Source organism: Thermogemmatispora tikiterensis (genome assembly GCF_003268475.1).
In the GTDB taxonomy this organism is placed as follows: Bacteria; Chloroflexota; Ktedonobacteria; order Ktedonobacterales; family Ktedonobacteraceae; genus Thermogemmatispora; species Thermogemmatispora tikiterensis.
This window is the reverse complement of sequence record NZ_MCIF01000002.1, coordinates 4,304,089-4,315,641: the sequence shown is the minus strand read 5'-3', so window position 1 is coordinate 4,315,641 and position 11,553 is coordinate 4,304,089. Positions and strand designations below refer to the sequence as shown.

Annotated in this window: 10 protein-coding genes; 4 read left to right on the top strand and 6 right to left on the bottom strand. The window is 61.2% G+C overall.

Annotated features, from left to right (window positions below):
- Nucleotides 1–4: 4 nt before the first annotated feature.
- Entirely contained in the window at nucleotides 5–1,006 is a 1,002-nt protein-coding gene (locus A4R35_RS17215; protein ID WP_146747249.1) for a LolA-like protein, read from the top strand.
- A gap of 285 nt (nucleotides 1,007–1,291) precedes the next feature.
- On the top strand, nucleotides 1,292–2,230 hold the full coding sequence (locus A4R35_RS17210; protein WP_112431507.1) for a DUF6612 family protein: 939 nt from the start codon (nucleotides 1,292–1,294) through the stop codon (nucleotides 2,228–2,230).
- 210 nt (nucleotides 2,231–2,440) lie between these two features.
- Here A4R35_RS17210 and A4R35_RS17205 read toward each other — a convergent pair whose 3' ends face one another.
- The 6 genes from A4R35_RS17205 to A4R35_RS17175 form a co-directional block, all read right to left on the bottom strand.
- Nucleotides 2,441–3,964 carry an SPFH domain-containing protein gene (locus tag A4R35_RS17205; RefSeq protein ID WP_112431505.1) on the bottom strand — a complete coding sequence of 508 codons (1,524 nt, stop codon included), beginning with the start codon at nucleotides 3,962–3,964 and terminating at the stop codon, nucleotides 2,441–2,443.
- A 33-nt stretch (nucleotides 3,965–3,997) separates the two neighbouring features.
- The gene (locus A4R35_RS17200; RefSeq protein ID WP_189361967.1) at nucleotides 3,998–5,050 is read right to left on the bottom strand and encodes a PSP1 domain-containing protein; all 1,053 of its coding nucleotides are present in this window, start codon (nucleotides 5,048–5,050) and stop codon (nucleotides 3,998–4,000) included.
- Nucleotides 5,051–5,441: 391 nt separating this feature from the next.
- The gene (locus A4R35_RS17195; protein ID WP_112431503.1) at nucleotides 5,442–6,023 is read right to left on the bottom strand and encodes an ANTAR domain-containing response regulator; all 582 of its coding nucleotides are present in this window, start codon (nucleotides 6,021–6,023) and stop codon (nucleotides 5,442–5,444) included.
- A 415-nt stretch (nucleotides 6,024–6,438) separates the two neighbouring features.
- Nucleotides 6,439–7,512, bottom strand: a complete 1,074-nt coding sequence (gene aroF, locus A4R35_RS17185) for a 3-deoxy-7-phosphoheptulonate synthase (RefSeq protein WP_112431499.1) — start codon at nucleotides 7,510–7,512, stop codon at nucleotides 6,439–6,441.
- Between the two features lie 562 nt (nucleotides 7,513–8,074).
- Nucleotides 8,075–9,013, bottom strand: coding sequence for a hypothetical protein (locus tag A4R35_RS17180; protein ID WP_112431497.1), 939 nt, complete (start codon nucleotides 9,011–9,013; stop codon nucleotides 8,075–8,077).
- The gene (locus A4R35_RS17175) at nucleotides 9,010–9,711 is read right to left on the bottom strand and encodes a GlcG/HbpS family heme-binding protein (protein ID WP_112431495.1); all 702 of its coding nucleotides are present in this window, start codon (nucleotides 9,709–9,711) and stop codon (nucleotides 9,010–9,012) included. Before A4R35_RS17175 ends, A4R35_RS17180 begins: the two co-directional genes overlap by 4 nt.
- A 325-nt stretch (nucleotides 9,712–10,036) precedes the next feature.
- On the opposite strand from A4R35_RS17175, the gene A4R35_RS17170 reads away from it, so the two are divergent.
- Together A4R35_RS17170 and A4R35_RS17165 are read left to right on the top strand one after the other, a co-directional pair.
- Nucleotides 10,037–10,945: an LLM class F420-dependent oxidoreductase gene (locus A4R35_RS17170; RefSeq protein ID WP_112431493.1), complete on the top strand. Its 909-nt coding sequence runs from the start codon at nucleotides 10,037–10,039 to the stop codon at nucleotides 10,943–10,945.
- 111 nt (nucleotides 10,946–11,056) lie between these two features.
- A complete protein-coding gene (locus A4R35_RS17165; RefSeq protein WP_112431491.1) occupies nucleotides 11,057–11,533 on the top strand; it encodes a TIGR03668 family PPOX class F420-dependent oxidoreductase in 477 nt (158 codons plus the stop codon).
- The last annotated feature ends 20 nt before the right edge of the window (nucleotides 11,534–11,553 follow it).

Sequence of the window (11,553 nt, the reverse complement as noted above, 5' to 3'; positions counted from 1 at the left end):
TTTTATGCGGCACCTTCCATCTCTTTTCAACAAGAGCGGACGAACTCGCAGAGGAATAGCGAGTCTCCTGGTCCTGGGAATGAGCCTGGCCCTGGTTCTCAGCGCCTGCCAGGTGAGCCTGACGCCGGTGCAGCAGGGTGGCCTGCTGCCTGTCGGTCAGGTCTTGCAGAAGAGCAGCCAGGCCATGCAGAAGCTGAAGAGCTTCGCCTTTAATCTCACAGCCAGCGGCACGCTGCAGGGCACCGCTCAGGGGACGGCCACCGCCGTCAGCGGTGCAACGCCAGCGCCAGCGACCGCCACGCCCTCAGCCACGGCCAGCACCACCCCCACGGTCAGCCTGAGCTTCAATCTCACCGGCAACGGACAGCAATCGCTGGCCGATGGCAAGCAGGCCCTGAATCTAACGCTCAACCAGAGCACCAGGCTGGCAGAGATCATCATCGGCCAGCAGATCTACCTGCAGAATCCGCGCGGCCAGTGGTACGTCATTGACGCCTCTCGACTGGAGACAGCCAGCGGCAACCTCCTGACTGGCTGGAAGCTAGACACCAATTCCCTCCTGGGGCTGGCGCTGCACAGCAGCATCGCAGACCACGGAGACGAGACCCTCAACGGCCAGAGTCTGCGTCACATCAGCGCGCCCCTCAACAGAGAGGGCTTGCGCCAGCTGCTCACAAGCAACACCCAGCTCAGCAACCTGCTGGGAAGCCAAAACCTCAATAGCCTGGTCGATCATACGCGCAGCTTCCAGGCCGCGCTCGATCTCTGGATCGACGAAACGCAGTTCTACCTGCACCGCGTGCAGCTCAAGCTCGCCATGAACGCCGACACCAGCGGCCTGCTGACCCCGGTCGCCGGCGTGGCAACCACCCTACTGCCTCCTACCTTGCTGGTGAATCTCAGCAGCACAGCCGACCTCAGTAAGTTCAACCAGCCCGTGACGATCACGGCCCCGGCTAACGCCACGCCAACCGACGACCCCCGCGCCGTCTTTGAGATGAGCTAAGGGCTAACTGCCCCTTCACTGGACCGGGTGCCGAAGGCAAAAACGGTCACGCCCAGCTGACAGGCGGCCCATGAAGAGGCCTCGCTCGCAGGCTGCGCGTGGCTTTGTCTTCTTGTTGCCTCTTTCAGTACAGCCCACAACGTTACGGCTGCAGCATGGCAAGGCTCGCAGCGCGGGAACCAGATCACCGGATTGCTGCTTCTGATAGGGAAGATTTGACAAGGAAGAGGAGAGTGCGTCTATCTCCTCCCAGAAGAACAGAACACAGTACGAAAGGAGCTTGCCATGCTCATCCGCCGGCTATCGACCAGCTCGCTTCTCGCCGCTTTGCTCGGCCTGACGCTTCTGCTCAGTGCCTGCGGGGGTGCCAGCGTTAGTAGCAACAGCAGCAAAACTATCACAGCTGGACAGGTTCTGCAGAATTCTGTCACAAGCATGCAGAAGTTGAAGACAGTGCATATGGATTTTTCTGTCACGGAAAATCTCCAGACGCAAAGTCAGGGAACAGCTACGCCAACCAGTCAGAGTAGTACCACGCCCAACAACCTGGCCCTGTCAATGCAAGGCAGTGGCGACGAGATCTTTCCAGATCAGACCTCTTCTCAGATGAAGCTAAGCGTACCAGGCCTCGGCACGGACCTGCAGCTGAACGAGATCATCAAAGATGGGAAGGTCTACATCCAGAACAAGCAGGGCCAGTGGTACGTTCTGGAGCAGAGCAGCCTGACCGGCACGAGCAGCTTCCTGGGAGCAGCCAGCAGCGACCAGTACAGCCGGCTGCTCACCCTGGCGCAGAAGGCCCAGCTTACCGACCACGGTGATCAGAGCCTCCACGGCCAGAACCTGCGCCACATCAGCGTCACCTTTGGCAAGGATGCCCTCAAGGACCTGCTCAACTCCTTTGAACAGCTGCCCAGCGGCCTCAGCCAGAGCGACCTACAGCAGATTGAGCAGGCCACGACCCTGCGACAGGCCGGGTTAGAACTCTGGATCGATGAACAGAACTTCTACGTTCACGAACTGGGGCTTAACCTGAAGATGGACCTCGATCTGAACAAGCTGGTACAGGCCACGCCGACCACCAGCAGCTCCGGCCTCAGCGGCGTTTTCTCGATTCAGACCAATGCCACCGTGGACTACAGCAAGTTCAACCAGCCCGTCACCATTAACGCGCCAGCCAACGCCACGCCTACTGACAATCCCTTGATCATCTTCCAGCAGTAGGAACAGCCAGGCCAGGGAGCCAGGCCCGCATCAGCCGCCACCGACAGCGAGGCGGCCCTTCTTGAAGGAAACGAGGGCAGAGCTAGTTAATGCCAGCTCTGCCCTCACACTGTCTCGCCCAGCCGTCGCTTCCGCGCCTGGTCCCTCGCTATCCCTCTTTGCTGCTGCAGCATGAGCAGCATGAAGAGAGCGAGGCCCCGACTGACACGGCTACTCGCGACCTGGACGCTCCAACTCAGTCTGATCGGCATACTGCGGCGCATAGGCTCGCATTCGCTGCCGCTGCTCGCGAATCAGCTCGGCCCGCTGGCGCAGCGCCCGCGCCGCCCGCGCGGCATCAAAGCTGACCAGGCGGCTTAGCTCAGGATCGTTCGCCACCGTCTCAAAGCGCGCCGCAATTGAGGCAATCGTCTCAGGATCGGTAATGCGCCCTTCGCGGACAGCATTATAGGTGTTGACCAGGATCTCCTCTTTCAACGTCTTGGGAGAGAGCGGGGCCGCAGCAGCATTGCCGCCTGACTCAGAGGCTTTGCCCGGACTGGGGCTGGGATCAGCCGCGCGAGCGGTAGCTGCCAGGCTCATACCAGCGTCGTCCCCGGCCCGGGATGCACCCGACCCGTTCGCCGCTTCAGTTTTGCTGGCCTTCACCGTCTCCATCGCGTCTGTATCGGGCGGCAGCGAGCCGCGCGGCACCACCGCCACATCATGAATATGCACCCAGTGGATCTGCACTCCCCAGATCGCCACCTGATCCTGCATACGCTCAGCCAGCTCGCTGTTGATCACCTCCCAGCTGTTAGCCCCCTCCTCATAAGGCGAGGCCCCGTAGACAGGCGAGCGACGCGCCAGGAAATAACCCACACTGAAGGTCGAAACCACAGCCTGGATCGTCGTCAGCAAGAGCTGCTGGAGACTGGCCTCCCAATCATTGACCTCGGTCACCGCCAGATAGGCATCTTCTGGCAGCAGCTGGTAACAGATCGTCGCCGAGAGATAGACATCCTCATCGGGGGTCAGATGCACCACCTGGGACGGACAGGTCCATTGCGTGCGCCGCGTATTCAGGCGCTGAGCCACCCGCTCCCAGGGCAGGAGCACATTCGGCCCTGGGAAGAGGGTGCGTCGATACTGCCCAAAGGCGAAAACCAGGTCGACATAACCCTCGGGGACGGGATGGAGCAGATAGCGTAGCAGGAGGACTCCGCCCACGACCACCAGCACCAAGAGGATCAGGCTGACCAGCGGACCGAAGAGCGCAAAGGAGCCAGCCACGAGGAATAACCCTACGCCACAAGCCAGCGCCAGCGACCATAGCACCACGTTATCGGCGGCATAATACAACATGACGCCATGCAGAATGGCAATTGCCAGCAAGATCAGCGCCGCCGGTAACAGGCCAGCATGTGACAGGTAGGCTTTTCCATGCAGAGCCGCTGGCGTCAGCAGCAAGAAAGTCACAGAGCCAAATAACAGGGGAAGGAATAGCGGGGAAAACTGCTTGAGTACCAGCCACAGCCTTTCAAAGCGCGAGGAAGGATAGCCATCATCGGCTAGCCCTTCGGTGTCCGCCTCTGTCTCAGGCAGAGCGGAAACGGATGTTGAGGCATCAGGGGTAAGTGGACTCTGGCGGGCGGCGGAAGCCGCCTGCGCCTGCGGTTCTTGAGCCGGGGCTGTCCAGATCGCGCTGGCCACGGGATCATCAGCCTGGCCCGAGTCCATCCATTGTGAAGACATAGACGCGCCTCCCTCTCTCAGCACCTGAAGAAGTTAATCCGCCCGTTGCTGATTGATAGTTGCATTGCTGGTGCTGCAGCCTGACTTGCACCCACCCTGGGAGCCACAACGCGGACAAGGGCCGGCGCCCGAGCTACCACAGCTACAGCCGGCACTAGCGCTGGAAGTCGCAGGCTCCTCCTGACGGTGAGGATTCAGTCGGCAGGTCTGGCAACAACCGCCACCTACGGATGAGGCACGCCCTGGACCTGGGCCAGGGTCTGGCTCTTGCTGCTGGGGGACAGGAACCTGGATCGTCGCTCCGCTTTCCAGCATGACCTCGACCGTCTCCTTGGGCACATTGATTGAAACCACCTTGCCGGGTCCACTGGGCGTCTCCAGGATTGTCCCAATCTGCGGCATACGCTTCTTGGCCTGAATATAGTTCTCATTCTCGTAGGACAGGCAACAGAGCAAACGGCCACAGACTCCAGAAATCTTGGCCGGATTAAGGGGCAGCCCCTGCTCCTTGGCCATCTTGATCGAGATGATGCCGAAATCACTGATCCAGGAGCTGCAGCAGAGCGTCTTGCCGCAGGGACCGACGCCGCCCTGAAGCTTGGCCTGATCGCGCGCACCGATCTGACGCAGTTCGATGCGCGTGCGAAAGGTAGCTGCCAGATCGCGTACCAGGGCACGAAAGTCGACGCGCTCATCCGAGGTGAAATAGAACGTCAAACGGCTCCCATCAAAAGTATACTCCGCCTCCACCAATTTCATAGGAAGCTTGTGCTGAGCAATACGCTGCGCACAGCGGACCAGCGCCTCCTTCTCCTTACTCTTGTAGGAGAGCATCATGCGCAGCTCTTCCTCGGTTGCCAGGCGGAGCACAGGTTTCAGGGGGTCGCTCAGCTCGCTTTCTGCCACCTTTTTTGCGGGGATCACTACGCGGCCCGCCTCCACCCCACGTACCGTCTCCACAATCACATATTGGCCTGTGCGATAGGTTTGTCCCTGGGGATCGAAATAATAAATGCGCCCGGCGGGACGGAACCGGATACCGACAACCGTCACAACGTTCTCAGTAGCAGAAACTGTCGGCTGCATCGCTCCCGTCTGATGCCCTTCTTCTCTTTCCTTTTATCTCAGCTGCTTCTGCTTCTCTCCCTCTCGCTCTCGCCTTGCCGACGCGGCGCGCCTCGCCCGGCGCCCTGGCCCCGGAGGGAGAAGGCGGACGGGACAAACAGCTGGCTCTCCCTACACCGACGCGACCTCACGGGACGCGCAACGAGGACAATCCAGAGGGAAAGGGGACGGCGGCAGTGCCGCCCCCGACTAGAGCCTTCTCTGTTCGCTCTGCTCTCATACCTCTTCTGCCAGCTCGCTCGCTTGCTGCTCTCTACAGGCAGCGCAAAGCCAGCCGCACGCTACCACCAGCACGATTGGCGCCAGCCTGCAGATCAGGCCAGCCAGCAAGCAGCTCGACTGGCAGACCAGGCTACATCTCGTTGATTTCGTTCGTCAGCAGGATAGCCTCCGCAACCTCGCGCATCGACTTGCGGTTGTTCATGCTGGCTTTCTGGATCTTGCGGAAAGCCTCCGACTCGCTCAGGCCATAGCGCTGCATCAGGAGACCCTTGGCCCGCTCCACTACTTTGCGCGTCTCCAGCTGCTCGCTCAGCTCCTTCGCCTTCCCTTCCATCGCGCGGAACTCGTTGTAGCGGGCGAGTGCCACCTCGATGGCCGGGGCCACCTCGCTCTCGCGGAGCGGCTTGACTATATAATTCACGACACCAGCCTGCTTCGCACGCTCGACCAGCGGTTGATCGCCAAAGGCGGTCAGCAGCAGCACCGGCGCGATGCGTTCCTGCGTCAGAATCTCGGCGGCAGCGATGCCGTCCATATCGGGCATGCGAATATCCATGATCACCAGGTCCGGGCGCAATTCGCGAGCCAGGTTCACAGCGCTCTGCCCGTCACCGGCCTCACCAATGACCAGGTAGCCCTGCTTGGTGAGGACATCCTTCAGGTCCATGCGTTGAATGGGTTCATCATCGGCAATGATCACACGTGTTGGCATGCTCGTATCCTGTCCGTATGACTTCAAACAAACCAGACTTGCAACTTCTCAAACGACATATTCGACCTGGCCGCTAGCACAGACGCAATGGCCGTCCCCCGGTCTTTGCTCTGTGCTCTCTGGCTTGTAACAAAGAGTATACCACAGGTGTTTGATGAGAGTCGAGATAGAGTTTTCTGCCAGTTCTTTGCACTCCCAGTCTTCCGCCAACTTTTCCCCATCCGCTCAGCCGCATCTGTCCCCCTCTGCTTCGCCGGCTCACGCCTGATAAAAAAAGGGCGCCTCATCGCACCCCTATGCTCGGCAGCTCCTGCCACAGACTGCCGTCCGAGGCGGCCCTGCTCTTTCTCCCCTCCTTGCTCGCGCTGGCGGCATCGCCATTGGAGGTGGTTGCTGCCCTGTGCCCGACGGCTTGTCAGGCCACCTGCGATAGCCTGTCGGCGTCCTGCATGATCTGGACCATCAGACGCGCCTCGTGGACAATGGTGCGCAGCTCAGCCGGCGTGATGGACTGGCGACCGTCGCAGAGAGCACTGTTCGGGTCGGGGTGGACCTCCAGGATCAGGCCCTCAGCGCCGGCGGCGATACCCGCCCGGGCCATTGTGGGCACCAGTTCGCGCCGCCCGGTGGCATGGCTGGGATCGACGATCACTGGCAGGTGAGTCAGCTCGTGCAGCAACGGGACACAGGCGAGGTCGAGCAGGTTGCGCGTCTGCGGGTCAAAGCTACGCACGCCGCGCTCGCAGAGGATGACGTTGGGATTGCCAGCAGCGACAATGTATTCGGCGGCTAGCAGCCATTCATCAATGGTGGCGGAGAGGCCGCGCTTGAGCATCACTGGTTTGCCTCGCCCTCGCCGGCCCACGGCCTGCAACAAGGGGAAGTTCTGCATGTTGCGGGCTCCGATCTGCAGGATGTCGGCATAGTCCGCCACGACCTCCACCATCTCCGGCTCCATGACCTCAGTAATCACTGGCAGGCCGGTCTCCTGACGGGCCTCAGCCAGCAGCCGCAGGCCCTCGATGCCGAGTCCCTGGAACTGATAGGGCGAGGTGCGCGGTTTGAAGGCCCCGCCACGCAGGACCGTCGCACCGGCTTCCTTGACGGCCCGCGCAGTCTCCAGCAGCTGCTCGCGGCTCTCGACGGCGCAGGGTCCGGCCATGATGACCGGCATGGCCTGCTCCCCACCGATAACGACGGGATCACAATGGCGGGCATCTCCTACGACAATGCTGCTGGGGCTGGCTTTGAAGTGACGGCTGACGAGCTGGTAGGGAGTGGTGGGGGTAAGGATCTGAGCGACAGCGGGTTGGCAACGGATGGCTTCCAGGGCCTGGGTGTCGAGGACGGCCTGGTCGATGGCGATGACCTCGCTCTCCCCAATACAGGTGGTGGCCACAGGCCGCCGTTGACCAGCGACCTGCTCTACAAGCGCCAATAAGGCGGCACGTTCATCCTGGTTGGCCTGTGCATCAATGACGATGATCATATAGCTGTCCGTTCCTTTCTCCTGAACTCCTGACTGCATGCTCCCAGACAGGGCAAGATTCCAGGGAAATAAAAAAGCAGAGGTTTTTCGCCTCTGCTTACTCCAGCATGCTGGGGATCTGCACGGATTAGGTGGCTCTGCTCAGCTCAGCCTGAAGCGGCCCACCAGCATGCTGGAGGGCTAAAGTAAAAGTAGTAATAAAAAGCACAGGCAACCACAGCACGCTGGCTCTGCCAGAAGCGCGCCTCTGCAGACTGCTGAAGTTGCAGTTGTGGTTGCCAGGGCTTGCTGAGCATCAGATCGTCTATCCTTCTTCTGCTTCTCGCTCTGCTGCCACGCCGCGCGCCTGGCGACGCGCTCACGTGCCATACAGAGCTTCTCTTTGTGGCACACTCCCGCGCCACTTCCCGAGAATCAGGCCGAGGGCGGATCTCCGCCGCCACTCGCATAGTCTTCTGTAGGAGAAGTATAGGCACAATTAGCCCGGCTGTCAAGGCCAGTGCCCAAAGGTCCGACCAGACCAGAGGCCAACGATCCTCAGCGGCGACGAACACGGTCAGGGCTAGCGCTTGCGCGCTCGCCGCCGCAGGTAACGCCGCAGATCACGATAGTCTTCGTAGAGGTGATCATGCTCTCCTTTACTGGTCTCTTTCCCCCTGGCTCCGGCGGCCTTGCTCCGACTGCTGCTCCCCTGGGAGGCGCTCCTTCGGCGCTCCTCTGCTGTCCGGCCAAAGGAGGGCAACAGGTCGAATTGGTTTAAAACAACCAGCAGGGCAACGAGCAAGACCAGATAGATTACAAGAGCATAAGTAATGACTACCGGAAAGTTGGCGATTGAGAACTGAAGCAGTACCTGGTTCAGATGCAAGATCGGCGAGAGATAAGCCAGCGGTATCTGCAGTAGGGTGGCAGCAAAGATGTAGATGAAAAGGCCCAGAAAGTGGCGTGATTTCAGCAGCGGGCGATTTGTCTGAGCAGTTGTGCTGCTTGCTGACTGCCCGCCGCTTCTGCCCGCGGCACCGCGAGCGGCGGTAGCCGTCTCCGACGGAGTCGGCGTCTTTGTCATATTCCGAACGACCTTCTGCTGCTGCCCCTTGGTCGCTGTCTCACCAGCCTTCTTGCTGACACGCTCGGCGCCGCCAGACTCGCCTTCGGGGCGCTCTCCCTGGCGCAGGCGCAAAGCTCGCCAGAGGCGCATTTTGCCCGCATCAGTCGGCGATGGCTGGCGCTCCGACTGCCCCTGCTCACTGGCAGTTTGCGTGACCGAGGCGAAAAAGCCGGGCTGGCGTCGGGCACTGCTCGCGCTCGCTGCGCCCTCCGCCCTGGAGGCAGCAGAGGAAGAAGAAGTCTGCTCCTCTGCCCGAGCCGATGTCTGTTGAGTCTCTCCCTCGGCTGGCTGGCCGGACTGTCGGTCAGCGGCAGTACTGGAGCTACTGGAGATTACCAGCAGCGGGCGCTGCCGCCGGGGATTAGCCGGGCGCTGGTCGGCATCACGGGTCATGAGGGACCTCCCGCAAGGTGTTTCCGCAAGGTCGCATCATCGCTCTGTGGAATCTGTTCACTGCGCTGCCCACCTGGCTCATTCTCACTGGCAGCCTGCTGTCCAGCAGGCTGCTCATGCAAAGCATAGTCGGCAGCGTTGGCCGCGCCAGCCAGCTCCTGGATAGCGTTGACTGAGCTAGGTGTACTGGCTGGGTAGGCCAGGGAAGGTTGCAGGAATTGAGCTGGGGGAGCGGCTCCAGCCGGCTGGAACTGAGGCTGTGGCTGGGGCTGCGGAGCAAGCGCGGGAGCCAGAGCTTCCAGGGCTGCCAGACCGGCACGCGCAATTTCGTCATCGCGCCCCGGCGCATTGCCCCCACTGATCCCTATCCCTCCAATGGTGGCTCCTCCAAGACGAATCGGCCAGCCACCAGCTGCCATGATAAAGCGTCCCTGAGTCATCGCCGCCAGGCTGGAGGCAAAACCCGGAATGGCCGATCCCCACTGGGCAACAGCGTCTGTCGGCTGATTGAACATCACTGCCGTAGTAGCTTTGGCTATGCTGATGTTGGCTGTGGCCCAGCCATACGGCGCCATCATGCGCTCAAACAGGACTAAATGTCCGCCAGCATCGACAATCGCTATGCTGACAGGACTGCGTAATTCTCTGGCGCGCTGCTTGCAGGCTTCCGCAATTCGGCGCGCAATCTCAACTGACATGCTCACGCGGTTTGCTCCTCCTTGACACCAGCAGGCCGGCTCTCTTCGTCCGCCAGCAGCCTCCGTCTGTTCCCAGTATATCCTCTGGTGCCCATTCTGCTGCTTTAGCCGGGACCATCCCCAGTCTCCATTGCATTGCGCTCATTGTATCGCACTCGTTTAGACGGTGCAATAGATAGAAATTTACAGCTCCTTTGGCGCGCCGCCTCCCAGCCTCCGGCGCCGCCATCCTGCCCAGCACGCCGCCCTCCGTCTGGACCAGACTTACTATAATAAAGTAAGTCTGTCCCGTACGCTTGCTAATGCTAAGGAGGTAGCAACAGATATGCGTTTGGGTCTCCAGGTACCGAACTTTACCTGGCCAACAGAACAAGGTGCTCTCGGCGATACTTTTGCCCTGATTGCCGAACGAGCCGAGCGCGCTGGCCTCTATAGCCTCTGGGTCATGGATCATTTCTTCCAGATTCCAGTGGTAGGGCCAGCCGAACATGAGATGCTGGAGGGCTGGTCGGCCCTGGCTTTCGCCGCCGGTCGGACGAACCGTATCCGCCTGGGGACGCTGGTTACCGGCGTGACCTACCGCCATCCCGGTCTTTTGGTGAAGACGGCCACAACGCTGGATGTGCTTTCGCATGGGCGCAGCTATTTCGGCATCGGCGCCGCCTGGTATGAGGAGGAGCATCGCGGCCTGGGAGTGCCTTTCCCGCCCCTGGCCGAGCGCTTCGAGCGCCTGGAGGAGACGCTGCAGATCGCGCTCCAGATGTGGGCCGGCGATGAGCGTCCGTTTCGGGGGAAACACTACCAGCTCGAACGCCCCCTGAATGCGCCACGCCCGGTCCAGCAGCCTCACCCGCCAATCCTGATCGGTGGCGGCGGTGAGCGCAAGACACTGCGCCTGGTGGCTCGCTACGCCGATGCCTGCAATCTATTCGCCTATGGTGGCAGAGAGCAGCTGCAGCATAAGCTAGCGGTGCTGCGCGAGCACTGCGAGACTATTGGGCGCCCTTATGAGCAGATCGAGAAGACGACTCTGAGCAGTCTGCGCCTGTCCCGCGATGGGCGCAATGGCACGCTCTCGCCCGCCGCTGCCGTGGACTTCTTCGGCGGCTTAGCCGAGCTGGGCATCGATCAGGCAATCTTTAGCCTGCCCAATGTCTACGAGCTGGAGCCATTTGAGCTGCTGGCCACCGAGATTGTGCCCCAGGTAGAGAAAATTGCGGTGGCTGGTCGCTGACAGCGGCTACCTTTCTGTCCCAGGTCACGCCCTGGGCAGACAGGCCCGCTGCCGATACAGAGCGCATAATAGAGGAGATCGTAAACGGAGAGAGGAGAGAGAAAGCACTCTATGAGTAAACGCGCCGCACTGACGGAAGAGGAGCGACGCTTCGTGCTCGAGCAGCGAGTGGCGCGCCTGGCCACAGCAGATGCAGCTGGCCACCCTCATCTCGTGCCGGTCTGCTACGCCTTCGATGGCCGCTGTTTCTACACGCCGCTCGATGAGAAACCGAAGCGGGTGGCAGCCACAGCGCTGCGTCGAGTGCGCAATATCGAGGCGCGACCCGAGGCGGCGCTGCTGATCGACCACTACGAGGAGGACTGGTCGCGCCTTGGGTATGTGCTGGTCGAAGGGGAGGCTCAGCTGTTGCCGCCAGGCGATGAGCGGCAGCAGCTGGCTGTGGCGCTGCTGCGCGCACGCTATCCCCAGTACCAGCGGATGGCTCTGGAGCAGTTGCCAGTGATTATGCTGACGCCGCGCGCGGTGACCTCCTGGGGGTCAGGGCTGGCCTCGACTGCCAGCTCTGCCGAGCCGGCCCAGTCCTGAGCAGGAGCAGGTTGGCGGCG